The sequence below is a fragment of the Variovorax sp. H27-G14 genome (assembly GCF_046156345.1).
Classification (GTDB): Bacteria; Pseudomonadota; Gammaproteobacteria; order Burkholderiales; family Burkholderiaceae_C; genus Variovorax.
In genome coordinates, this window is the sequence record NZ_JAYLVN010000004.1 from 164948 (window position 1) to 186742 (window position 21795).

General features: G+C 67.7%; 23 protein-coding genes. 10 read left to right on the forward strand and 13 right to left on the reverse strand.

All coding sequences use genetic code 11. From position 1 onward, the window contains the following. Positions 1-4: 4 nt before the first annotated feature. A complete protein-coding gene (locus tag VLK31_RS13305) occupies positions 5-1060 on the reverse strand; it encodes a sugar phosphate isomerase/epimerase family protein (protein ID WP_409168882.1) in 1056 nt (351 codons plus the stop codon). A 140-nt stretch (positions 1061-1200) separates the two neighbouring features. Here VLK31_RS13305 and VLK31_RS13310 point away from each other — a divergent pair, with 140 nt between their 5' ends. Then, the gene (locus VLK31_RS13310; protein WP_409168883.1) at positions 1201-2088 is read left to right on the forward strand and encodes a gamma-glutamyl-gamma-aminobutyrate hydrolase family protein; all 888 of its coding nucleotides are present in this window, start codon (positions 1201-1203) and stop codon (positions 2086-2088) included. Positions 2089-2116: 28 nt separating this feature from the next. On the opposite strand, the gene VLK31_RS13315 is transcribed toward VLK31_RS13310, so the two are convergent. Further along, complete coding sequence (locus VLK31_RS13315; protein ID WP_409168884.1) at positions 2117-3781, reverse strand: acyl-CoA dehydrogenase family protein; 1665 nt, start codon at positions 3779-3781, stop codon at positions 2117-2119. 36 nt (positions 3782-3817) lie between these two features. Then, positions 3818-4657, reverse strand: coding sequence for a thioesterase family protein (locus VLK31_RS13320; RefSeq protein ID WP_409168885.1), 840 nt, complete (start codon positions 4655-4657; stop codon positions 3818-3820). Positions 4658-4728: 71 nt separating this feature from the next. On the opposite strand from VLK31_RS13320, the gene VLK31_RS13325 reads away from it, so the two are divergent. After that, positions 4729-5358, forward strand: a complete 630-nt coding sequence (locus VLK31_RS13325) for a TetR/AcrR family transcriptional regulator (RefSeq protein WP_409168886.1) — start codon at positions 4729-4731, stop codon at positions 5356-5358. 19 nt (positions 5359-5377) lie between these two features. Here VLK31_RS13325 and VLK31_RS13330 read toward each other — a convergent pair whose 3' ends face one another. The 3 genes from VLK31_RS13330 to VLK31_RS13340 all read right to left on the reverse strand — a co-directional run bounded on the left by VLK31_RS13330 (position 5378) and on the right by VLK31_RS13340 (position 7536). After that, positions 5378-5560 carry a hypothetical protein gene (locus VLK31_RS13330; protein WP_409168887.1) on the reverse strand — a complete coding sequence of 61 codons (183 nt, stop codon included), beginning with the start codon at positions 5558-5560 and terminating at the stop codon, positions 5378-5380. 127 nt (positions 5561-5687) lie between these two features. After that, the gene (locus tag VLK31_RS13335; protein ID WP_409168888.1) at positions 5688-6560 is read right to left on the reverse strand and encodes an N-formylglutamate amidohydrolase; all 873 of its coding nucleotides are present in this window, start codon (positions 6558-6560) and stop codon (positions 5688-5690) included. Between the two features lie 13 nt (positions 6561-6573). Further along, positions 6574-7536, reverse strand: a complete 963-nt coding sequence (locus tag VLK31_RS13340) for a tripartite tricarboxylate transporter substrate binding protein BugE (RefSeq protein ID WP_409168889.1) — start codon at positions 7534-7536, stop codon at positions 6574-6576. Between the two features lie 112 nt (positions 7537-7648). On the opposite strand from VLK31_RS13340, the gene VLK31_RS13345 reads away from it, so the two are divergent. Then, on the forward strand, positions 7649-8569 hold the full coding sequence (locus VLK31_RS13345; protein WP_409168890.1) for a LysR substrate-binding domain-containing protein: 921 nt from the start codon (positions 7649-7651) through the stop codon (positions 8567-8569). A gap of 21 nt (positions 8570-8590) precedes the next feature. Here the strand turns inward: VLK31_RS13345 and VLK31_RS13350 are convergent, their stop codons facing one another. Further along, positions 8591-9541, reverse strand: a complete 951-nt coding sequence (locus VLK31_RS13350) for a tripartite tricarboxylate transporter substrate binding protein (RefSeq protein ID WP_409169245.1) — start codon at positions 9539-9541, stop codon at positions 8591-8593. A 42-nt stretch (positions 9542-9583) separates the two neighbouring features. Continuing rightward, the gene (locus VLK31_RS13355; protein ID WP_409168891.1) at positions 9584-12538 is read right to left on the reverse strand and encodes a DNA topoisomerase III; all 2955 of its coding nucleotides are present in this window, start codon (positions 12536-12538) and stop codon (positions 9584-9586) included. A 170-nt stretch (positions 12539-12708) separates the two neighbouring features. On the opposite strand from VLK31_RS13355, the gene VLK31_RS13360 reads away from it, so the two are divergent. The 3 genes from VLK31_RS13360 to VLK31_RS13370 are packed head-to-tail and all read left to right on the forward strand — an operon-like array spanning position 12709 to position 14455. Further along, positions 12709-13350 (forward strand): SET domain-containing protein, encoded by a 642-nt coding sequence (locus VLK31_RS13360; protein ID WP_409168892.1) that lies wholly within the window; start codon positions 12709-12711, stop codon positions 13348-13350. Between the two features lie 2 nt (positions 13351-13352). Continuing rightward, positions 13353-14192 carry a biotin--[acetyl-CoA-carboxylase] ligase gene (locus VLK31_RS13365; protein ID WP_409168893.1) on the forward strand — a complete coding sequence of 280 codons (840 nt, stop codon included), beginning with the start codon at positions 13353-13355 and terminating at the stop codon, positions 14190-14192. 5 nt (positions 14193-14197) lie between these two features. Next, positions 14198-14455, forward strand: coding sequence for a sporulation protein (locus VLK31_RS13370; protein WP_409168894.1), 258 nt, complete (start codon positions 14198-14200; stop codon positions 14453-14455). A 19-nt stretch (positions 14456-14474) separates the two neighbouring features. Here VLK31_RS13370 and VLK31_RS13375 read toward each other — a convergent pair whose 3' ends face one another. From VLK31_RS13375 to VLK31_RS13385, 3 genes are all read right to left on the reverse strand, one after another. Next, positions 14475-15917, reverse strand: coding sequence for a sensor histidine kinase N-terminal domain-containing protein (locus tag VLK31_RS13375; protein WP_409168895.1), 1443 nt, complete (start codon positions 15915-15917; stop codon positions 14475-14477). A gap of 61 nt (positions 15918-15978) precedes the next feature. Further along, the gene (locus VLK31_RS13380; protein WP_409168896.1) at positions 15979-16650 is read right to left on the reverse strand and encodes a response regulator; all 672 of its coding nucleotides are present in this window, start codon (positions 16648-16650) and stop codon (positions 15979-15981) included. Between the two features lie 74 nt (positions 16651-16724). Next, positions 16725-17222 carry a MarR family winged helix-turn-helix transcriptional regulator gene (locus VLK31_RS13385; protein ID WP_409168897.1) on the reverse strand — a complete coding sequence of 166 codons (498 nt, stop codon included), beginning with the start codon at positions 17220-17222 and terminating at the stop codon, positions 16725-16727. Between the two features lie 147 nt (positions 17223-17369). Between VLK31_RS13385 and recA the strand changes: the two genes are divergently transcribed. Genes recA through VLK31_RS13400 form a run of 3 tightly spaced genes read left to right on the forward strand, consistent with a single transcriptional unit; the run spans position 17370 to position 19410 of the window. Further along, a complete protein-coding gene (recA, locus tag VLK31_RS13390) occupies positions 17370-18494 on the forward strand; it encodes a recombinase RecA (protein ID WP_409168898.1) in 1125 nt (374 codons plus the stop codon). A gap of 45 nt (positions 18495-18539) precedes the next feature. Further along, a complete protein-coding gene (gene recX, locus VLK31_RS13395) occupies positions 18540-18998 on the forward strand; it encodes a recombination regulator RecX (RefSeq protein WP_409168899.1) in 459 nt (152 codons plus the stop codon). Beyond that, entirely contained in the window at positions 18982-19410 is a 429-nt protein-coding gene (locus VLK31_RS13400) for an SRPBCC family protein (protein ID WP_409168900.1), read from the forward strand. Before recX ends, VLK31_RS13400 begins: the two co-directional genes overlap by 17 nt. Before the next feature lies 1 nt (position 19411). Here VLK31_RS13400 and yiaA read toward each other — a convergent pair whose 3' ends face one another. After that, positions 19412-19849 (reverse strand): inner membrane protein YiaA, encoded by a 438-nt coding sequence (yiaA, locus tag VLK31_RS13405; protein WP_409168901.1) that lies wholly within the window; start codon positions 19847-19849, stop codon positions 19412-19414. Positions 19850-20043: 194 nt separating this feature from the next. On the opposite strand from yiaA, the gene VLK31_RS13410 reads away from it, so the two are divergent. Next, the gene (locus tag VLK31_RS13410) at positions 20044-20787 is read left to right on the forward strand and encodes a hypothetical protein (RefSeq protein WP_409168902.1); all 744 of its coding nucleotides are present in this window, start codon (positions 20044-20046) and stop codon (positions 20785-20787) included. Positions 20788-20809: 22 nt separating this feature from the next. On the opposite strand, the gene argC is transcribed toward VLK31_RS13410, so the two are convergent. Next, the gene (argC, locus tag VLK31_RS13415) at positions 20810-21733 is read right to left on the reverse strand and encodes an N-acetyl-gamma-glutamyl-phosphate reductase (RefSeq protein WP_409168903.1); all 924 of its coding nucleotides are present in this window, start codon (positions 21731-21733) and stop codon (positions 20810-20812) included. Positions 21734-21795: the final 62 nt, after the last annotated feature.

The following is a 21795-nucleotide window of genomic DNA, read 5'->3' on the forward strand; positions in this document are numbered from 1 at the left end:
GCAATCAGCCGATCCCCAACATCCGCTTGTTCGCCGCCGCATCCACCCCGCCGGCCGCGAAGTCGTCGAACGCCCGGTCCGCCACGCGGATGATGTGATCGGCGATGAACTTCGCGCCTTCGCGCGCGCCGTCTTCCGGGTGCTTGATGCAGCATTCCCACTCCAGCACCGCCCAGCCCGGAAAGTCGTACTGCGCCATCTTCGAGAAGATGCCCTTGAAGTCGACCTGCCCATCGCCCAGCGAGCGAAAGCGCCCAGCCCGGTTGATCCAGCTCTGGAAGCCGCCGTACACGCCCTGCTTGCCGCTCGGGTTGAACTCGGCGTCCTTCACGTGAAAGATCTTGATGCGCTCGTGGTAGTGGTCGATGTAGGCCAGATAGTCGAGCTGCTGCAGCAGGAAATGGCTCGGGTCGTACAGAAGGCAGGCGCGCGGGTGGTTGTGCACGCGCTCCAGGAACATCTCGTAGCTCACGCCGTCGTGCAGGTCTTCGCCGGGGTGGACTTCGTAGCAAACGTCCACGCCCGCCGCGTCGAAGGCGTCGAGGATGGGGCGCCAGCGGCGCGCCAGTTCGTCGAAGGCTTCCTCGATGAGGCCCGGCGGGCGCGGCGGCCACGAATACAGATAGGGCCAGGCCAGCGCGCCGGAGAAGGTCGCGTGCGCCGTGAGGCCCAGGTTGGCCGAGGCCTTGGCCGCGAAGTGCAGTTGCTCCACCGCCCACTGCTGCCGGCGCACCGGGTCGCCGCGCACCTCGGGCGCCGCAAAGCCGTCGAAGCCCGCGTCGTAGGCCGGGTGCACCGCCACCAGCTGGCCCTGCAGGTGGGTCGACAGTTCAGTGATCCGCAGGCCGTGCCGCGCGAGCGTGCCGCTCACTTCGTCGCAGTAGGTCTTGCTTTCGGCGGCCTTCTTCAGGTCGAACAGGCGCGCGTCCCAGCTGGGAATCTGCACGCCCTTGTAGCCCAGCCCCGCAGCCCATGCGGCGATGCCGTCGAGCGTGTTGAACGGGGCGGTGTCGCCGGCGAACTGAGCCAGAAAAATGGCCGGACCCTGGATCGTCTTCATGGGCTTGTCTTCCTTATTCGTTGGGGCAGCGTTGAAAGCATACTTGGCGTGTCGTCCGACCCCGTGCGAGAGGTCAAGGAGCCACAATGGATTTTCCTTTTCGCCTCCCTCGTCCGGTTCGCACCGTCGACAGTCCCGCGATGACACAACCTGTTTCCGCTCGGCTCAAGATCGGCCTGTCCGCCTGCTTCTCGCATGCCGACCCGGCCCGCTCTCTCTTCACCAACAAGACGCTCCAGTACGTGGAGCAATCGATCGCGCACTGGCTCATGTCCGCCGGGGCCATGGTGGTGATGGTGCCCTGCCCCACCGGCGAAACCGCGCGCGGCGACACCAAGCTGTCGCACTACGCCGAGTGGCTCGACGGCGTGGTGATGCACGGCGGTGCCGACGTGTGGCCCGGCAGCTACGGCGAGGTGCCGCTCAAGGACGCGTGGATCGGCGACCAGATTCGCGACCTCTACGACCTGGCGCTGGTCGAGGCCTTCGAGCAAGCCGGCAAACCCATCTTCGGCGTGTGCCGCGGGCTGCAGCTGATCAACGTGGCCTTCGGCGGCACGCTCTACCAGGACATCGAGGCGCAGCACGACGGCGGCCTGCGCCACCGAGACCCGGTGACCTACGACCAGAACTTTCATGAGATCGAGGTGGTGCAGGGCACGCGCCTGTCGAAGCTGTTCCCCGACACCCGCACCGCGCGCGTCAACAGCATCCACCACCAGGGCGTGAAAGACATTGCGCCCGGCTTCGACATCGAGGCCTGGAGCCTGCCCGACCGCGTGCCCGAGGCCATTCGCCGCCGCAGCGACCGTGGCCGCAGCTACATCGCCGCCACCCAGTGGCACCCCGAGTTCCACAAGTACGGCAGCACCGAGACGGTCGACGACTCGCCCATCCTGCATGACTTTCTGTGGGCCTGCGCCACCGCCCGCGTGGCGCCGCGCACCAGCACCAGCATGCGCGACATGCCGGGCCGCATCCGCAACCGCGCGGCGCGCTTGCTGCGCCAGGCGCTGCTGCGGCGCTGAGCCCTCGGGCTCCCCTTCTTTTCTTGCTTCAGCGCCAGGCCGCGCGCACCAGCGCGCCCGGGTCGCTCGTGCCCGCGCCGATGCCGCTCACCACGCCCCAGTCGGGGTCGAAGCGGCTCGACACGAACGCGGCCGAAGCCTCGGCGCTCGCATGTTCCAGCATCAGGCAGGCCTGCGTGGCCAGCACCAGGCGCTGCGTGAAGCGGCGTGCCTGGCGCTCCAGCTCCTGCGGCGGCAGCTGCACCATCTGGCGCACCGACTGCAGCGCGGCCTGCAGGCGCGGCTCGCCGGTGGCGATGTCGCCCAATTGGTCGAGCACCAGGTGCACGTCGTCGGGGTTGCGCGCAACGGCGCGCAGCACGTCCAGGCACATCACGTTGCCCGAGCCTTCCCAGATCGAATTGACGGGCGCCTCGCGAAACAGGCGGCCCATGGGCGCGTCTTCCACATAACCGTTGCCGCCGAACACCTCCATGGCCTCGCCGGTGAGAGCCACCGCGCGCTTGCAGTTCCAGAACTTGGCCGCAGGCGTGAGCAGGCGGCGCCAGGCCGTGTCGAGCGGCGCGGCGGAGCCGAAGCGCCCGGCCAGGCCCATGGCCAGCAGCGTGGCGCCCTGCGACTCCAGCGCCATGTCGGCCAGCAGCTCGGTCATCACCGGCTGGTCGACCAGGGCCTTGCCGAAGGCATGGCGGTTGCGCGTGTAGTGCAGCGCCTGCGCGAAGCCCTGGCGCATGAAGCCGGCGCTGGCCAGCGCGCAGTCCAGCCGCGTCACGGTGGCCATCTCGATGATGGTGGGAATGCCGCGGCCCTCCTCGCCCACCAGAACGCCCCAGGCCTGCTTGAACTCCACCTCGCTGCTGGAGTTGGAGCGGTTGCCTACCTTGTCCTTCAGGCGCTGGATGTGAATCGGGTTCTTGCTGCCGTCGGGCCGCCAGCGCGGCACGAAGAAGCATGACGATCCGTGCTCGTCGGTCTTGGCCAGCACCAGGTGGCCGTCGCACATGGGCGCCGAAAAGAACCACTTGTGGCCGGTGATGAGAAATTCGTCGCCCCACGGGCCGCTGCCCGCGGGCACGGCGCGCGTGGTGTTGCTGCGCACGTCGCTGCCGCCCTGCTTCTCGGTCATGCCCATGCCGACGGTCATGGAGGTCTTGCGCGCCAGCGGAATGTCGCGTGCGTCGTGTTCGTTCGACGCCAGCTTGTCGCGCAGCTCGGCGTACAGCGCGGCGTTGCGCCGCATCACCGGAATGCAGGCCTTGGTCATGGTGGTCGGGCAGGTCGAGCCCGACTCGATCTGGCTGTGCATGTACAGCGACGCGCCGTAGCCCACCCAGGCCGAAGGCCGCTCGTCGAAGAACGGCAGGTTGGCGATGCCGTTGCGCCGCGCGATGGTCATCATGGTGTGCCACGCCGGGTGGAACTCCACCTGGTCGATGCGCTCGCCGATGCGCGAGTGCGTGTGCAGCTCGGGCGTGTGGCGATTGGCGAGTTCGGCGGCGCGCAGCGTGGGCTCGGCACCGTACTCGGCGCCCTGGCGCACCAGCTCGTCGTCGCGCCAGGCGGCACCGCCGCTGGCCACCGCGCCGCGCAGCGTGGGGTCGCTGGTGTAGACGTTGTAGTCCTTGAGTTCGGGGACCTGGTTGTCGGGGTGGATGCCGGGGGTCACGTTGGTCATGGTGGTCACGTTGGTCATGGTGCGTCTCCGCGTGTCGATCAAGGGTTCGATGCTTCAGGCGCCGGCGCGTTCGCGCAGTACCAGCGTCTGGGTGGCGAGGCCGACGGGCCCGCGCTCGTCGTACAGCTGGGACACGACAAGGCCCGCGCCGTCACCGTGCGCCTCGGTCGCGGAGCGCAGGCCGATCCACTCGCCCTCGGGCGCGCGGAACAGGTTCAGGCTCATGTCGGCGTTGGTGAACAGGAAGCGATCGGCCGGCAGCACCCAGCTCAGGCCGTTGCCAAAGTCGGCCGCCGCCGCAGCGCGCATGGCGGGCGAGTTGGCCGCGCCTTGCACCAGCGGCACCGCCAACCGAAACCACGCACCGCACGGGCCGGGTCGGGTCGAATCGCCTTCGGCCACGCGCGTATCCATGGCGCTGCTGTAGAACGACACGCCCTCGGGCAGGCCCGGAATGCGCACGCGCTCGTTGCAGTCGCGTGGCAACGGCCGCAGCGGCTGCGGTGGCCAGCCCGGCAGGTCGGCCGGCAGCGCCAGCGGGTTCCTGGCCAGCAGCAGCGCATGCGCGCGTGCCACCACCACCTCGCCGGCCAGCAGGTCGATGCCCACACGCACCGTGGCGCGCGACGACTGCACCTGCGCGCGCGTGACCAGCGGCGCCACCGGCACCGGCTTCACCAGTTCGACCGTGAGCCGCGCCAGCTGCCAGCCCGGGCCGGGCGCCGCGCGTTCGGCCACGTGCGCGAACAGGCCGCAGGGCGCGCCGCCGTGCTGCGCGCGCGGGTCCCAGGGGCCGCGCGACAGGTCGCTGGGTTGCCATGCGTCGCCGCCCAGGCCTGTGAAGACGGCGGCGCGGGGATGGGATTCGTCCGAGGTGGTTTCGTGGAGGGCCATTGCAGAATCCATTCGATGGGTCCAAAAATTCTAGGAACAACCCGCACGCAAGGTGTTCGGGTTCGGCGCGCATGACAGGCACGCGCGCACCGGTCGCCGCCCCCAGGAGAAAACCGCGCCAGTCCCGCGCACGCCACACCTCGCAGGCCTTGCAGGAGGCCTTTGTTCAGCTTTTGGTCGAGAAGGGTTTTGCCGCCATCACCATCCGCGAGATCGCGGCGGTGGCCGGCACGGGGCTGGGCAGCTTCTACGAGTACTTCGAAAACAAGGACGACCTGGCGCGTGTGTGCCTGCACCTGCGCTCCAAGGCGCTGCTGCTGGACGTGCGCACGGCCGTGCAGGCGCATGCGGGCCGGCCGCTGCGCGAGATCGTCGATGCGGTGATCGACGCGCAGGTCGAGGCGCACCGCGCGCAGCCGCTGGCCTGGGGCGCGCACTACCTGCTGGAGCGGCACCTCTCCGGCCCCGAGGCCTACCGCAAGATGTACGACCGCTTCGTGGGCGAATGGGTGGGCGTGCTCGACGCCGCGAACAACCTGGCGCCCGATTGCCAGAAGAAGGAAGTGGCCCGCGTGTGCCAGACCATCATCTACGGGCTGGTGGCGCACACCCACATCGGCACCGGCGGGCGGCCCGACTTGCAGGCGCTGTCACGGCAGCTGCGTGGCGCGCTGCACGGTTACCTGGCCGGGGTGGCCTGAACCGGAAAGAGCCTGTCGTTCAGCGCGACTTGTTCGTCGTGCTGCTGACACCGGCGTCGATGGTGCCGAACACCGTGACGCCGCTGCCGCTCGACGGCGTAGCCGCCGACGGGTTGGCGCTGCCGGCCGAACCGGTGCCCGCGCAGCCCGACACCAGTGCGCCCATGGCGATCACGAACACGGCGGCAATGAATGGCTTCACTTGGAACTCCAGATGGGGTTGGTTGGACGGGGTCGATTCACTATAGGCCCGGCCGCGCCCCGCCCCGTTGCTGCAAGCCCCGCCGGCGGCAGGGTTGTTGACGGTGCAAGGCGGGCGGTCGCGTTGCTCAGCGCGGGTCGGTGGCCAGCAGCATCTCGACCATCGAGCGCAGGTGGCCCTGCAGCCGCGCCGCGCCGGCCTCGTCCAGCGCCAGCGTGGTCTCGTCCATGTAGAGCTTGCGGTTGATCTCCACCTGGATGCTGTGCCGGTTGTCGGCTGGGTTGCCGTTGCGGCGCACCAGCTCCACGCCCTTGTACGGGTGGTTGTAGTCCACGCTGTAGCCAAAGGCGCGCAGGTGCGCGCACAGCTTGTGCGACAGCGCCGGGTCGGCCGTGCTGCCGTCGCGGTCGCCAATCACGAAGTCGGCATGCGCCAGCCCCGGAAAGTCGGTCGCGTGGCTGGCCGCAATGGCCGGCATCGAGTGGCAGTTGATGTGAATGCTGTAGCCGTGGCGCGCATGCGCCTCGTCCACCGCCTGCGCCACGGCCGCGTGGTACGGCCGCCAGCAGCTGTCGATGCGCTGGCGCACCTCTTCCACCGGCAACTGCCGGTCGTAGATGGGCAGGCCCTCGTCGGTGAGCTTCCAGATCAGGCCCTTGCCCAGGCGCACCTTCGACAGCACGCGCGGGTCGGTGGAGACCGGGTCGGTCCACGCGCCGTCGAGCATGGTGGTGTCGATCTCGGTGGTGTCGCGGTTGGCGTCCAGGTAGCTGCGCGGGAAATGCGCCTCCACCCAGGCCACGCCCAGCGCGGGCGCAAAGGCGTAGAGCTTCTCCACGTGCGTGTCCTCGGCGCGGCGCAGCGTGGCCAGCTCGCGCACCGTGCCGAAGTCTTCCGGGTAGACGGTGCCGCTGTGCGGGGAGTCCAGCACCAGCGGCGTGTGCCCGGCAACGCTGGTGACCTGGGCGCGGTTTTGGATCAGTTTCAGAACTGGATGCATAGGCAGGTAGGGGTCAGTCCAGTCGCACGCGCGCGAACTCGGCCACCTTCTTCATCTTCTCGATCTCGCTGGCAATCTGCTTGGTGAACTGCGCCGGCGTGGTGCCCGAGGCGTACAGCCCCTGCAGTGCCAGGCGGTCGCGCACCGATGCATCCTTCAGCGCGGTGGCCACGGCCTGCTGCATGCGCAGCACCAGGTCGGCGGGCGTGCCGGCGGGCGCGATCATGCCGAACCAAGACGGGTCGTTGTTGGCCGGGTAGCCCAGCTCGCCGTAGGTCGGCACGTCGGGCAGCACGTCCAGCCGGCCGGTCCAGGACACGGCCAGCGCCTTCAGCTTGCCCGCCTTCACGTGCGGCAGCGACGAGGCCACCTGGTCGAAGTACACCGGCACTTCGCCGGCCAGCACGTCGTTGATGGCCGGGCCCGCACCGCGGTAGGGGATGTGCACCATCGAGGTTCCGGTGCTGCTCTTGAACAGCTCCCCCCACATGTGGCCGATGGTGCCGTTGCCCGGCGAGGCATAAGACACCTTGCCCGGGTTGGCCTTCAGGTACTTCACCAGTTCGGCGAAGTTGGCGACCGGCAGCTTGGCCGGGTTGATGACGATGACGCCCGGCGCCTTCACGATTTCGGTCACGGCGGTGAAGCCCTTGATCGGGTCGTACGGCAGCTTCTGGTACACGGCCGGGTTCACGCCGTGCGTGGACAGCGTGGCAATGCCGAAGGTCAGGCCGTCCGGCGCGGCGCGGGCCAGCTCGGCCATGCCGATCGAGCCACCGGCGCCGGCGCGGTTGTCGATTACCACGGGCTGCTGAAGGATCTTGGCAATGGGCTCGCCGAGCACGCGCGCGGTGATGTCGGTGGCGCCGCCGGGCGGGAACGGAACGAGCAGGCGAATCGGCTTGCCTTGGGCAAAGGACATTCCTGGAAGGATAGAAGCGACAGCCAGCGTGGAAATGAAATGACGACGTTGCATGGGGTGTATTCCAGTGTGCATTGAGAGTGAAGAAACGATTTGTCACCTCACTGGAAGCAAAGGATAGACCAGGTAACATTCCAATCTGGAATGTTTTAATGGGCATCCTTCCATGTCACTGCGCCGCCTCAACCCTCCCCTGAACCTGCTGCGTGCCTTTTCGACCGTGGTGCGCTTTGGCAGCGTCTCGCGCGCGGCCGAGGCGCTGCACCTCACGCAGGGCGCGGTCAGCAAGCAGGTGCAGGAGCTGGAGCGCTGGATTGGCGCGCCGCTGTTCGAGCGCAGCCGCAAGCGCCTGGCGCTCACGCCGGCCGGCGAGCGGTACGAGAAGGCGGTGCGCGCCACGCTGGCGCAGCTGGAGGCGGCCACGCTGGAGCTCATCACCAGCGGCGACGGCGGCGGCGCGCTGCACCTGTCGACCCTGCCGACCTTCGGCGCCAAGTGGCTGATTCCGCGGCTGCCCGCGTTTCAGCGGCTGCACCCGCAGATCACGCTGCATTTCGTGCCCTTCGTGCACGGCTACGACTTCGAGCGGCCCGAGCTCGACTGCGCCATTCTTTTCGGCGACGGCCACTGGCCCGGCGCCCGCTCGCACTACCTCGCGGGGCAGGACGTGGCGCTGATCGCGCCGCGCGCGGCGCAGGCCGAGGTGGTCATTCGCGCGCCGCAGGACGTGGCGCGCTGCACGCTGCTGCGCCACGTGACGGTGCCGCAGTCGTGGCTGCAGTGGAGCGAGGCGCACGGCGTGCGCGGGCTCGACCCGCTCGCGGGCCCGCAGTTCGACCAGTTCCAGACCATGATCCGCGCGGTGATGGTGGGCATGGGCGTGGCGCTGGTGCCGCGCTGCCTGGTGCAGGACGAAATTGCCTCGGGGCTGGTGGACGAGCCGCTGCCCGGCTACCGCGGCGACCAGGGCTACTGGTTCTGCTACCCCGAGGGCCGCGGCCAACTGGCCACGCTCGACCACTTCCGCAGCTGGCTGCTCGCGGAGGTCGATCGCGGCACAGAGGCGCCGGCGCCTCTACCGTGCTGAGATCGGGCTGAGCCCGGCTGCCTATTCGGGCTTTGCGCCCGAGGCCTTCACCGCCGCACCCCACACGCCGATTTCGCTCGCCACGAAGCGGTCGAACTCGCCCGGCGTGGTGGGCGATGGCTCGGCGCCGCGCTCGCGAATGAAGCGCGCCATCTGCTCGCTCTTCAAAATATCGGTCACCTCGTGGTTGAGCCGCTCGACGATGTCGCTCGGCGTGCCGCGCGGCGCCATCAGGCCGAGCCAGCCCACGGCCTCGAAGTTCTTCGTGCCCGCCACGCCGCTTTCGCGCACCGTGGGCACGTCGGGCAGCTGCGACGAGCGCGTGGCCGATGTCACGGCCAGCGCCACCGCCTTGCCCGACTTGATGTGCGGCAGCGCGGCCGTCACCGAGTCGACCATCAGCGGCACCTGGTTGCCCAGAAAGTCCGACTGCGCCGGGCCGCTGCCGCGGTACGGGATGTGCGTGATGAACACATGCGCGGCCGACTTGTACATCTCGCCCGACAGATGCTGCGTGCCGCCGATGCCGGCGCTCGCATAGCTCAGCCGGCCGGGCTCGGCCTTGGCGCGTTGCGTGAGCGCGGCCAGCGTGCCGATGCCGCTCTCCGGCGTGGCCAGAAACACCAGCGGCACCTTCGCGATCAGCGAGATGCCCGTGAGGTCCTTGCGCGGGTCGAAGCCGGGCTTGGCGTAGAGCGTCTGGTTGACCGCCATCGCGCTGCCGGCCACCACCAGCGTGTAGCCGTCGGGCGGCGCGCGCACCACAAACTCGGTGCCGATGTTGCTGCCGGCACCGGCCTTGTTGTCGATGATCACCGGCTGGCCCAGGCGCTTGCCGAGCTGTTCGGCGAGCGCGCGGGCAAAGATGTCGGTGGCCTGCCCGGGCGGGAACGGCACCACCAGCTTGACGGGCCTGTCAGGCCATGCGGCGGCCTGCGCCAGGCCGGCAGTGAGCATGCCGCCCAGCAGCATCGCCGCCGCCAGGCCTGTGGCCAGTTGTCTGCGCCGCATGGCTCAGAGCGCCGACAGGTGCTTGCCCACGATGCCCGCCAGTTCGAACATCGTCACCTGGTCCTTGCCGAACACGGGCTTCAGCTTGGCGTCGGCATTGATGGCGCGCTTGTTGGTCGCGTCCTGCAGGCCGTTGGCCTTGATGTAGTCCCACAGCTTCTTGATGACCTCGGTGCGCGCCACCGGATCGGCGCCGATCACCGCGGCCAGCGAGTCGCTGGGCTTCAGGCCCGCGCCGGGCTTGCGCGGCGCGGCGGCCTTCTTCGCGGCCGGTGCCTTCTTGGCGGCGGGCGTCTTCTTGGCCGCCACCTTTTTCGCGGCCGCGGTCTTGGCCGCCGGCTTGCCGAAGGTCTTGCGCGGCGGGAACTTGCTGCCGCCTTCGCGCGGCGCGAACTCGAAGGTCACCTTGCCCTCTTCGGCGTTCCAGGTCAGGAAGGCCTTGAAGGCGCGGCGCGTGCGCATGCTCACGAACTTGTCGAGCAGGTCGGTCTTGCCGGTGGCGAGCAGCTTTTCCATCTGCGGGCGTTCCACGGGCTGCTGCAGGATGATCTTGCCGGTCTTGAAGGTGCAGCTGGGCGTGGGTTGCGCGTTGGTCGGCACCGACTTCTCGCACACGTAGTTGCTGCCGTGATCGAACACCGGCGCGCCGCACACCGGGCAGGGGCCCACGGTGTCCTGTTCGCTGAAGTCGACGATCTCGCCGCTCTCGGCGTTCTTGTCGTCGCCAAAGTCGAACTCCAGCTTCCAGTTCTTCGCCTCTTCGTCGAACTTGATGACGATCTCCGAGGTGAAGGGCCAGCCGGCCTTGGAGCGGAAGCCGTCGATCGGGCCGATGTGCTTGTCGCGCAAGAGCGCCTCGGCCTCGGCCACCTCGAAGGTGCGTCCGGCCGGCGACTTGCCGAACGAGAAGCCGCAGGCGTCCTCGCCCGTGCCGGTCTTGCCGGTGCAGGCGTAGCGGCGGTAGTTTTCCTTCACCACGCCGCCGCAGTTGGGGCACGGCGTCTGCAGGGTCGAGTAGTCGCCCGGCACGGTGTCGCGGTCGTACTCCTTGGCCTTCTTGACGATGTGCTCCGTCATGGCGGCAATCTCGCGCATGAAGGCTTCGCGGCTGAGCGCGCCCTTTTCCATCTGCGCGAGCTTGTATTCCCACTCGCCGGTGAGTTCGGCCTTGGAGAGTTCTTCCACGCCCAGGCCGCGCAGCAGCGTCATCAGCTGGAATGCCTTGGCCGTGGGGATCAGCTCGCGGCCTTCGCGCAGCATGTATTTCTCGGCAATCAGCCCTTCGATGGTGGCCGCGCGCGTGGCAGGCGTGCCCAGGCCCTTCTCCTGCATGGCCTCGCGCAGCTCGTCGTCGTCGATGGTCTTGCCCGCGCCTTCCATGGCGCCCAGCAGCGTGGCTTCGGAGTAGCGCGCCGGTGGGCGCGTCTTCAGGCCTTTGGTGTCGACCGTTTCGGCCTTGACGATTTCGCCCGGCTTCACCGGCACCAGCCGCTTGCCGTCCTTGTCGTCTTCCTTCTCGTCGTCTTGTGCCTCCTTGCCGTAGATGGCGAGCCAGCCCGGCTTCACCAGCACCTTGCCGTCGGTGCGGAACGGGTATTTCTTGCCGCCCTGCTCCACCGTGCTGATGCGCGTGGTCACCTGGTGCTCGGCGCTGGGGAAGAACACCGACATGAAGCGGCGCACCACGAAGTCATAGAGCTTCTGCTCGGCGTCGCTCAGGCCGCTGGGGGCCTGCAGCGTGGGGATGATGGCAAAGTGATCCGACACCTTGGCGTTGTCGAAGATGCGCTTGTTGGGCTTGACGTAGTTGCCGTCGACCGCCTGCTTGGCAAACGGCGCCAGGTGCTTCATGCCGCTGTTGGCGAGCATGACCATGGTGTCCTTCACCACGGGCAAATAGTCTTCCGGCAGCGCACGCGAATCGGTACGCGGGTAGGTCAGCGCCTTGTGGCGTTCGTACAGGCTCTGCGCCAGCGCCAGCGTGGTCTTGGCGCTGAAGCCGAAGCGGCCGTTGGCCTCGCGCTGCAGCGAGGTCAGGTCGAACAGACCGGGCGAGGCCTGCGTGGTGGGCTTGCTTTCTTCCGTGACGGTGGCGGGCTTGCCGCGCGCGGCGTTGGCGATGGCCACGGCATCTTGTTCGTTCCAGATGCGGTCGGCGCGCTGCTCGGAGTCGGGCTCGCCGTTGGCCTGCAGCGGCGCGTTGGCCTTCTTCCAGCTGGCGTCGAACCACTTGCCCGGGTACTCGCCGGCTTCGGCCGCGAAGCTGCCGTGCACTTCCCAGTAGTTGCGCGAGACGAACTTGCGGATCTGCTCCTCGCGCTCCACCACCACCGACAGCGTGGGCGTCTGCACCCGGCCCACGGTCGTCAGAAAGAAGCCGCCGTCGCGCGAATTGAACGCGGTCATGGCGCGCGTGCCGTTGATGCCCACCAGCCAGTCGGCCTCGGAGCGCGAGCGCGCGGCGTCGGCCAGGCCCTGCATCTGCTTTTCGGTGCGCAACTGGTCGAAGCCGTCGCGAATTGCCTGCGGCGTCATCGACTGCAGCCACAGCCGCTTGACCGGCTTGTTCAGCCCCGTCTTGCCGCCGGCGTACTGCTCGATCAGGCGAAAGATCAGCTCGCCCTCGCGGCCCGCGTCGCAGGCGTTGATGAGCTGCGTCACGTCCTTGCGCTTGGCCTGCTTGACCACGGCGTTCAGGCGCGTCTTGGTCTTGTCGACGGGCTTGAGGTCGAAGTGCGGCGGAATCACGGGGAGGTTGGCAAAGCTCCACTTGCCCCGCTTGACGTCGAACTCCTCGGGCGCCTGGATCTCGACCAGGTGACCGACGGCGCTGGTCACGACATAGCTGTCGTTCTCGAAATGCTCGTCGTGCTTGTCGAATTTGCCGGCCACCGGCGTGAGCGCACGCACGATGTCCTGTGCCACCGACGGCTTTTCTGCGATTACCAAGGTCTTCATCAACAATTCCTAAAAAGTTCTCAGGCCGCCGCCGAGCCGCCTTGCGGCTCCCTTTTGGGGCAGCGACGACACGCAGTGCGAGAGCGTGGGGGCCACATACAATCTGCGGCTTCCCGCGTGTACACGCGCACACGCGCATGTGTGCATATTCAAACTAACAGACTTCGGCGATGCCTTCCAAAACCCCAAATTCCGCGGGCCGCCGCATTCAGATGCGACGCTCCGATGTCCATGGCAACGGTGTCTTCGCCGTGCAGGACCTGGCCGAAGGCGAAACGCTCATCGAATACAAGGGCGAGGTCATCAACTGGAAAGAGGCCCTGCGCCGCCATCCGCACGACCCGGCCCAGCCCAACCACACCTTCTACTTCCATATCGATGACGGTCGTGTGATCGACGGCAACGTGAAGGGCAACGACGCGCGCTGGATCAATCACTCCTGCGAGCCGAACTGCGAAGCCGACGAAGTCGATGGGCGCGTTTATATCAAGGCATTGCGCAACATCGCTGCAGGCGAAGAGCTCAATTACGACTACGGCCTGGTCATCGACGAGCCGTACACGCCCACGCTGCTGTCCGAATTTCCTTGCTGGTGCGGCTCCGAAGAGTGCCGCGGCACGCTGCTGACGCCCAAGGACGACGAGGAAGAAGAGAAGAAAAAGAAGAAGGCCGAAAAGAAGGCCGAGAAAAAAGCCGAAAAGAAAAAGGCAGAAAAAAAGGCTGAAAAGAAAGCCGATAAAAAAGCCGAAAAAAAGGCAGATAAAAAAGCGGAAAAGAAATCCGCCAAGAAAGAAAAGTCCGACAAGGACTGACCATGAGCAGCACCTCGGCCACCTGGTTCGAAGACCGGATCGCCGCATCCGTCGCACCGCTGCTGCCCGGCTTCACGGTCGAGGCCGTGGCCGAAATAGATTCCACCAACACCGAGCTGATGCGCCGTGCGCGCGCCGGCCGTGTCGAGCCCGTGCTGCTCGTGGCCGAGCGCCAGACCGCGGGGCGCGGGCGCCTCGGGCGACCCTGGCAGAGCGCGTCGGGGCAGGAAGAGTCCGCGTCGCTCCTGTTCTCGCTCGGCATGCCGCTGGCGCCGGCCGACTGGTCGGGCCTGTCGCTGGCCGTGGGCGTGGCCGTGGCCGAGAGCCTCGACCCCTCGGGCGCGCACCGGGTCGGCCTGAAGTGGCCCAACGACGTGTGGGTGAACGACTGCAAGCTGGTCGGCATCCTCATCGAGACCGCCATGCCCGCCATGCCCGCCATGCCCGCGATGTCCGCCCCTGGCCGGCCGGATGCCTCGCGCTATCTGGTGATCGGTATCGGCATCAACATCGGCGCGCGTGACGCGGATGGCATGCGCACGCCGCCGGCATGGATGCGCCAGTGGCGCCCCGAGGCAACCGCGCCCGAGGTGCTGCTTGAACTGGCCGAGCCGCTGGTGCGCTGCGTGCGTGAGTTCGAGGCCCGTGGCTTCGCCCCCTTTGCCGAACGCTTTGCCGCACGCGACGTGCTGCGCGGGCGCGAGGTGGTGCTCAGCGACGGCACCGCCGGGCTGTGCGAAGGCGTGGCCTGGGGCGGCGAGCTGCAGGTGCGCACCGACGCCGGCCTGCAGCTCATTTCCAGCGACGAAGTGAGCGTGCGCCCCCGCGGCATGGCCTTCTGAGCAAGATGAAGCTGCGCCTGCTGCTCGTCGCCTTGCTGCTGGCCAACGCCGGCTACTTTCTGTGGGCGCGCGGTGACCTGGCCGGCTTTGGCTTGGCACCGGCCGGGCTCAGCGAGCGCGAGCCACAACGCATGGCGCGGCAGATCCACCCCGAGTGGCTGCAGTTGCGCAAGGACGTGAAGCCGGGTGCGCCGTCTTCCACTTCAGCTCCCGCGCCCGCGCCCGCTCCGTCATCCACGCCGTCGCCCGCCCCCGCTCCCTGATCCAGCAAGCGCCTGCAGATCAGGCCTTCGCTTCCCCCTCGAAGCGCACCGTGAACAGCGCGCCCGGCGGATGCTTGCCCGGATGCGCGTCCTCCAGCTTCACTTGCGCGCGGTGCTGGTTGGCAATCTCCCGCACGATCGGCAAGCCCAGCCCCGAGCCGTCGGCCTCGTTGCCCAGCACGCGGTAGAACGGCTCGAACACCAGCTCGCGGTCGGCTTCGGCAATGCCCGGGCCGTTGTCCTCCACCTGCAGCAGCAGCACATGGCCGAAGGGGTCGGCCAGCACGCGCGCGGTGATCACGCCGGGGCGCTGCGGCGTCGATGGCGTGTAGTTGATCGCGTTGTCCACCAGGTTGCGCACCAGCTCCTTCAGCAGCGTGGCGTTGCCGTCGAACATCACGCCCGGTGCGCAGGCCTCGGCACCGTCGTAGCCCAGGTCGATGCGCTTGTCGATCGCGCGCGGCACCGCCTCGCGCACCACCTCGATGGTGAGCCGCGCCAGGTCGCAGGGCTGGTGGTGCGCGTTGGCGCTGTTGCCTTCGGCGCGCGCCAGCGACAGCAGCTGGTTGACCGTGTGCGTGGCGCGCTTGCTGGCGCGGCCGATCTGCTTGAGCGACTGCTTCAGCTCGTCGGCATTGGCGCCCTCGCGCTGCGCCAGGTCGGCCTGCATGCGCAGGCCCGCCAGCGGCGTTTTCAGCTGGTGCGCCGCGTCGGCCAGAAAGCGTTTTTGCGTGCCGATGGAGTCGTTGAGCTTGTCCAGCAGCTCGTTCACCGACGACACCAGCGGCACCACTTCGAGCGGCACCGACGATTCGTCCAGCGGGCTCAGGTCGCCCGGGCGCCGCTCGCGAATGCGCGCCTCCACCACCGACAGCGGCTTGATGCCGCGCACCAGCGCCAGCCAGATCAGCAGCACCGCCAGCGGCAATATGGCGAACTGCGGCAGCAGCACGCCCTTGATGATCTCGGCCGCCAGCACCGACTGCTTCTCGCGCGTTTCGGCCAACTGCAGCAGCGTGGGCGGCACGTCGTCGCTGCCGCTGGGCAGCCACAGCGAGGCCACGCGCACCGGCAGGCCGTGCACGTCGGCGTTGTGCAGAAACACCTGGCCGGGCGGCAGCGGTTCGTCCAGGCCGGGCAGCGGCACGTCGTGCTCGCCACTCAGCAACGTGCCGTGGCCGTCGAGCAGCTGGTAGTACACATGGCCGGCATCGTCGGCCCGCAAGATTTCGCGCGCCGACTGCGACAGCATGAATTCCGTGTGCCCGTCTCTCACCGTGACCAGCTCGGCCAGCGCCTTCACGTTGTGCTCCAGCGCGCGGTCGAACGGGGCGTTGGCAATGCCCTGCGCCACCAGCCAGGTGACGCCGATGCTCACCGGCACCAGCAGCAGCAGCGGCGTGAGCATCCAGTCGAGGATTTCGCCGAACAACGAGCGCTGGGCGCGCTGAAAGAGTTTCATCGCGGCCCGTCCACTGGCATGTTGCCGCCCGTGCGGCGCGACCGTGCCGGGCGTGCCGCCGTCACTGGATCTTTTCGAGGCAATAGCCCAGCCCGCGCACCGTCGCAATGCGCACCGGGCCCTTCTCGATCTTCTTGCGCAGGCGGTGGATGTACACCTCGATGGCGTTGAGGCTCACCTCCTCGCCCCATTCGCACAGGCGGTCGACCAGCTGGTCCTTGCTCACCAGCCGGCCGGCGCGCTGCAGCAGCACTTCGAGCAGGCCGAGCTCGCGCGCCGACAGCTCGACCATCTTGCCGTCGATGGTGGCCACGCGGCCGCCCTGGTCGTACACGAGCGGGCCGTGGCGGATGGTGTTGCTGGTGGTGCCCATGCCGCGCCGGGTGAGGGCGCGCACGCGCGCTTCGAGCTCCTGCAGGCTGAAGGGCTTGGCCATGTAGTCGTCGGCGCCGTGGTCCAGGCCCTTCACGCGCTCTTCCACGCTGTCGGCCGCAGTGAGCACCAGCACCGGCAGCTGCGAGCCGCGCGCGCGCAGGCGCTTCAGTATCTCGATGCCGTGCAGGCCAGGCAGCCCGAGGTCCAGGATCAGCAGGTCGAACTCGTCGTGGGTCATGAGCGCGGTGTCGGCCTGCGAGCCGTTGGCCACATGGTCGACCGCAGCGCCCGAAGTGCGCAGGCTGCGCAGCAGGGCATCGGCCAGCACCTGGTCGTCTTCGGCAATCAGAATCCGCATATGCGCCACCTCCGGCCTGGTTCGGGTGTCGGGCGCCACGCTGGAGCCGTTCACATTTGTCTCTGCGGACGAGTCTACGCGGCGGCGTAGGCTTCCAGACCGATGGTTACCACGGTGGCAATGTCGTTTCCCACGCTGCTTCTGAACTCGCTTTCGGCCTGCGTCACGGCAGCGCGAAAGGCGTCCAGCCAGGCCAGGCCGTCGGGCGTGAAGAGCACGCGCCGCGCGCGCGCATCGAGCGGGTCGGGCCCGCGCGTTACCAGCCCCCAGGCCTCGCACTGGTCGACCAGCGCGCCCATCGCCTGCTTGGTCATGCCGGCGCGCTCGGCCAGCTCCGTGAGACGCGAGCCTTCGCGCGACAGGTGGCGCGTGATGTGGATGTGCGCGGCGCTCACCTGCGCGCGCGCCGCCAGGTTCGACAGCGCCAGCGGCACGTCGACCGCGTGCGCCATCAGCTCCAGCACGCGCTCGTCGAAGCGGCGCATGGCGTGGCCCAGCAGGCGGCCCAGGTGGGTCTGGCGCCAGGCGTCGGGATCGGTCGGGAAAAGAGCGGCAGCAGCGGCGTCGGACATGGCGCCAGATGGTAAAGCAAACTGACCAAAAAATGGGTTTACGCCAACCAATGAACCCCTACACTACTGTTCAAGCATCCAGCCTGTGATTAAAAGCAGACCGGACGCCACCTCACACAAACCGTTGATATTCAAGGAGTTTTCCACATGGACGCAGTTGTCAAGGGCGCAAGCATCTCGGTCGCCAACAGTGAAAAAGCCAAGGCCCTGCAGGCCGCGCTGGCGCAGATCGAAAAGCAGTTCGGCAAGGGCACGATCATGCGGCTCGGCGAAGGCGAAGCGCTCGAAGACATCCAGGTGGTCTCCACCGGCTCGCTGGGCCTGGACATCGCCCTGGGCGTCGGCGGCCTGCCGCGCGGGCGCGTCATCGAAATCTACGGCCCTGAATCGTCGGGCAAGACCACGCTCACGCTGCAGGTCATCGCCTCCATGCAGAAGCAGGCCGGCACCTGCGCCTTCGTCGACGCCGAGCACGCGCTCGACGTGCAGTACGCCCAGAAGCTCGGCGTGAACCTGTCCGACCTGCTGATCAGCCAGCCCGACACCGGCGAACAGGCCCTGGAAATCGTTGACTCGCTGGTGCGCTCGGGTGCTGTCGACCTGATCGTCATCGACTCGGTGGCCGCGCTCACGCCCAAGGCTGAAATCGAAGGCGAAATGGGCGACTCGCTGCCCGGCCTGCAGGCCCGCCTGATGAGCCAGGCGCTGCGCAAGCTCACAGCCACCATCAAGAAGACCAACTGCATGGTCATCTTCATCAACCAGATCCGCATGAAGATCGGCGTGATGTTCGGCTCGCCCGAAACCACCACCGGCGGCAATGCGCTGAAGTTCTACGCCTCGGTGCGCCTGGACATTCGCCGCATCGGCACCATCAAGAGGGGTGACGAGGCCATCGGCAACGAAACCAAGGTGAAGGTGGTGAAGAACAAGGTGTCGCCCCCGTTCAAGACGGCGGAGTTCGACATTCTGTTCGGCGAGGGCATCAGCCGCGAAGGCGAAATCATCGACATGGGCGTGACCGCCAAGATCGTCGACAAGTCGGGTGCCTGGTACGCCTACAACGGCGAAAAAATCGGCCAGGGCCGTGACAACGCCCGTGAGTTTTTGCGCGAGAACCCCGAGCTGTCGCGCGAGATCGAGAACAAGGTGCGCGAGTCGCTGGGCATTCCGCTGCTGGCCGCCGATGCCAACGCCACGCCCGAAAAGCCGCAGAAGGCCGCCAAGGCAGAGAAAGCGGACAAGGCCGAGAAGGCAGACAAGGGCGAATAAGCTCCGGCGCGGCCCCAAGCGAGGCCGTGCGAGCGGTCCCCCCGAATGGCATTCAACGCCCCGTCCCTCAAAGGCCGCGCCCTGCGCCTGCTGAGCCAGCGCGAGCATTCCCGCCTGGAACTCGAGCGCAAGCTGGCCAAGCATGAAGAAGAGCCCGGCACGCTGGCCAAGGCGCTCGACGAACTGGCCGCCAAGGACTTCATCAGCGAACCGCGCGTGGTGGCCTCGGTGCTCAACCAGCGCGCGGCCCGCTCGGGCGCGCTGCGGGTGAGGCAGGAGCTGCAGGCCAAGGGCATTGCGCCCGAAGCCATCGCCGAAGCGGTGGCCAGCCTGCAGGAGACCGAAGTCGAACGCGCCACCGCCCTGTGGCGCCGCCGCTTCGACGCCCCGCCTGCCGACGCGAAGGCGCGGGCCAAGCAGATGCGGTTCCTGATGGCGCGCGGTTTCTCCGGCGCTGTCGTGTCCAAGGTGCTCAGGAGCGATTTCGATGAAACCGACGAATGACAACCCCACCGTTCAGTCCCGTGTCGTCACGCAGCGCGTGCATTGCGACTGGCGCCGCGCCTACGCACTCGCGGCCGACCCGGCGCGCCTGCCTGACTGGGCCAGCGGGCTCGCGAAGAGTGCGCTGGTGCGGCATGGCGACCACTGGACCGTGCGCACGCCCGAGAGCGGCGACGCCCGCATGCGCTTTGCGCCGTCCAACGACTTCGGCGTGCTCGACCACTGGGTTACGCCCGAAGGCGTGCCCGAGGTTTATTTGCCGTTTCGCGTGATCGGCGTGGCGCCGGGCGTGAGCGAATTCCAGTTCACGCTGCTGCGCCAGCCGCACATGGACGATGCGGCTTTCGCGCGCGACGCGGAATGGATCGCGCGCGATCTGCAGGCGCTGTGCGGCCTGCTCGAAGCGGGCTGAATCAACTGGCTTCTGCCGTGTTGTCGACCCGCGGGTGCTCGCCGTGGTGTGACGCGATGTCGCGCACGTTCTTCTGCACCGCCACTGCGCCGAACAAGCTCAGCAGGAACGCCATGGCGTAGAAGCCCTTTTCGCTCCCAGCCAGCGTGGCGTTGAACAGGCCGATGGCGAGCAGGGCCAGCGACAGCAGCAGCGAGACCCAGCACAGGCCGTAGTAGATGCCCGTGACCGGCGTGCCTTCGAGCCGGTCGCGCACGCTCTTTTGCAATGACACGGCGGCAAAGAGGCCGTACACCAGCAGGGTGAAGTAATAGCCTTTTTCGTTGAGCTGCATCGAGGCGTTCCACAGCCCGATCAGGTAAACGAGGGCGCCTGCAAACAGCGCCGCCCAGGACGCCGCGACAAATGCGCCCGTGGGCTTTTGAAAATGTTGGTCCATTGAAATTCCCTCCCTTTGTGTTTGTGGACCGCGATTCTGGTGGGCTGCGCCAATGGCATGATTCAACGCGTTCGGCGCCATGCGGCACTTGTGCGCATTTGCCGAATTTTTCAGCGCCAGCTTGCAATGACTCCGAAGGAAATCCTGAAGAGTCGCGCGCAATTCATTCAATAAATCAGTTGGAGGAGCCCCGCATGTCCGCAGATCCCACAGGCCAGCCGTCCCTCGTTCGCACCGGCGCCAAGGCCGGCCTGGCGTTTGCCGGTTCGGTCGTCAAGGGCGGCCTGCTCGGCGTGATCCTGGGCGGCGGTGTTTTCTTCTTCTATCTGAGCCAGTTGAACGGCCCCGGCAATGGGGGGGGGGGGGGGGGGGGGGCGGGCGCCATCGTGGCGCTGATCACTACGCCTTCAGTGCTGGTGGCGGTCTTGCTGCTGCTGTTCGTGGCCGTCTACACGATGCTTGGCGTGGCGACCGGCCGCGCACGTGCCATGCAGCACTTGGTGGCGGCGCGCGGCGAGGCGGTTGCGCAGCGCCTGGGCGGGGCGATTGCCGGGCGCATCGAGGCGATGCCGCGCGCGCACGGCACGCTGCACCGCGCGGCGGACTGGCTGTCGGCCGATGCGCTGAGCAAGCAGCTCGCGCCAGTGCTGGGCGAGGGCAGGGCGGTGCGTTCGGTGGTGGGCTTTGTGCTGAACCGCCTGCCGCTGAGCGAGATGATGGCCGAGTGGCAGGAGAGCCGCGCCGCGCATGGCGAGCCGCTGGTCGCCCCGGGTGACCCGGTACAAGGCCCGGTTCAGGACCCGGCGCTGCGCGCGCTGCTCACGCGCCGCATCAACGAAACGCTGCAGGAAATGGCCGAGCCCTCGCGCACACCGCTGTACATCGCGCTGGGCGCGCACGCGGCGTTGCTGGGCGTCGGGCTCTGGCTGGTGAACTGAAGAAGCTGAGGCAGGAGGGCGCTCAGAGCGCCAGCATCAGCTTCAGGTTTTGCACCGCGGCGCCGCTGGCGCCCTTGCCCAGGTTGTCCAGGCGGGCGATCACCACGGCATGGCGGTGGTCCTCGTTGGGGAACACGCGAATCTCGAGGTTGTTGGTGTCGTTGAGCGCCTCGGGCTCCAGCTTGCCGTCTTCGGTGGGCGGCAGCACCTTCACGAACTGTTCGGGCGTGTTGCTCTTGGCGTAGTGCGCGGCCAGGGCTTCTTGCAGGTCGCCGGCCTTGGGCTTGCCGGGCAGCAGGTCGAGGTGCAGTGGCAACTGCACCAGCATGCCCTGCTTGAAATTGCCCACCGACGGAATGAAGACCGGGCGGCGGGTGAGGCCGGTGTAGGCCATGATTTCAGGAATGTGCTTGTGCTTCAGGCCCAGCGCGTAGGTCTCGAACAGGGGTGCTTCGCCCTTTTCGTAGGCCTCGATCATGGGCCGGCCGCCGCCGGAGTAGCCGCTCACGGAGGGCAGCGACACTGGGAAATCGGCCGGCAGGATGCCCGCGTCGACCAGCGGGCGCAGCATGGCGATGGCGCCGGTGGCGTAGCAGCCGGGGTTGCCCACGCGGTCGGCCTTGGCCACGGCCTGCCAGTGGCCTTGCACCAGTTCGGGAAAGCCGAACACCCAGCCCGGCGCGATGCGGTGCGCCGTGGAGGCGTCGATGATCTTGGGCTTGGCGCCCGGCAGCTGGTCGATGAGTGCCACCGATTCGCGCGCCGCGTCGTCATGCAGGCACAGCACCACCAGATCGACGCCGGCCATCAGGTCGCGCTTGGCGTTGACGTCCTTGCGCAGCTCGGGCGCGATGCTCACGAGTTCGATCTGCGCCATCGTCTGGAGCCGCTCGCGAATTTGCAGGCCGGTGGTACCGGCTTCGCCGTCGATGAAAACCTTGGCCATGGTGGGAGTGCTCGCTGTGCCCTGGGGGCTGTCTAGAAGAAAGTACGTATTGACCGCAACCC

Bases quoted from the DNA above. Each gene is read 5' to 3' on its own strand.
- VLK31_RS13305 (WP_409168882.1), bottom strand. From the start codon at position 1,060: ATGAAGACGATCCAGGGTCCGGCCATTTTTCTGGCTCAGTTCGCCGGC.
- VLK31_RS13310 (WP_409168883.1), top strand. From the start codon at position 1,201: ATGACACAACCTGTTTCCGCTCGGCTCAAGATCGGCCTGTCCGCCTGC.
- VLK31_RS13315 (WP_409168884.1), bottom strand. From the start codon at position 3,781: ATGACCAACGTGACCACCATGACCAACGTGACCCCCGGCATCCACCCC.
- VLK31_RS13320 (WP_409168885.1), bottom strand. From the start codon at position 4,657: ATGGCCCTCCACGAAACCACCTCGGACGAATCCCATCCCCGCGCCGCC.
- VLK31_RS13325 (WP_409168886.1), top strand. From the start codon at position 4,729: ATGACAGGCACGCGCGCACCGGTCGCCGCCCCCAGGAGAAAACCGCGC.
- VLK31_RS13335 (WP_409168888.1), bottom strand. From the start codon at position 6,560: ATGCATCCAGTTCTGAAACTGATCCAAAACCGCGCCCAGGTCACCAGC.
- VLK31_RS13340 (WP_409168889.1), bottom strand. From the start codon at position 7,536: ATGCAACGTCGTCATTTCATTTCCACGCTGGCTGTCGCTTCTATCCTT.
- VLK31_RS13345 (WP_409168890.1), top strand. From the start codon at position 7,649: ATGTCACTGCGCCGCCTCAACCCTCCCCTGAACCTGCTGCGTGCCTTT.
- VLK31_RS13350 (WP_409169245.1), bottom strand. From the start codon at position 9,541: ATGCTGCTGGGCGGCATGCTCACTGCCGGCCTGGCGCAGGCCGCCGCA.
- VLK31_RS13355 (WP_409168891.1), bottom strand. From the start codon at position 12,538: ATGAAGACCTTGGTAATCGCAGAAAAGCCGTCGGTGGCACAGGACATC.
- VLK31_RS13360 (WP_409168892.1), top strand. From the start codon at position 12,709: ATGCCTTCCAAAACCCCAAATTCCGCGGGCCGCCGCATTCAGATGCGA.
- VLK31_RS13365 (WP_409168893.1), top strand. From the start codon at position 13,353: ATGAGCAGCACCTCGGCCACCTGGTTCGAAGACCGGATCGCCGCATCC.
- VLK31_RS13370 (WP_409168894.1), top strand. From the start codon at position 14,198: ATGAAGCTGCGCCTGCTGCTCGTCGCCTTGCTGCTGGCCAACGCCGGC.
- VLK31_RS13375 (WP_409168895.1), bottom strand. From the start codon at position 15,917: ATGAAACTCTTTCAGCGCGCCCAGCGCTCGTTGTTCGGCGAAATCCTC.
- VLK31_RS13380 (WP_409168896.1), bottom strand. From the start codon at position 16,650: ATGCGGATTCTGATTGCCGAAGACGACCAGGTGCTGGCCGATGCCCTG.
- VLK31_RS13385 (WP_409168897.1), bottom strand. From the start codon at position 17,222: ATGTCCGACGCCGCTGCTGCCGCTCTTTTCCCGACCGATCCCGACGCC.
- recA (WP_409168898.1), top strand. From the start codon at position 17,370: ATGGACGCAGTTGTCAAGGGCGCAAGCATCTCGGTCGCCAACAGTGAA.
- recX (WP_409168899.1), top strand. From the start codon at position 18,540: ATGGCATTCAACGCCCCGTCCCTCAAAGGCCGCGCCCTGCGCCTGCTG.
- VLK31_RS13400 (WP_409168900.1), top strand. From the start codon at position 18,982: ATGAAACCGACGAATGACAACCCCACCGTTCAGTCCCGTGTCGTCACG.
- yiaA (WP_409168901.1), bottom strand. From the start codon at position 19,849: ATGGACCAACATTTTCAAAAGCCCACGGGCGCATTTGTCGCGGCGTCC.
- VLK31_RS13410 (WP_409168902.1), top strand. From the start codon at position 20,044: ATGTCCGCAGATCCCACAGGCCAGCCGTCCCTCGTTCGCACCGGCGCC.
- argC (WP_409168903.1), bottom strand. From the start codon at position 21,733: ATGGCCAAGGTTTTCATCGACGGCGAAGCCGGTACCACCGGCCTGCAA.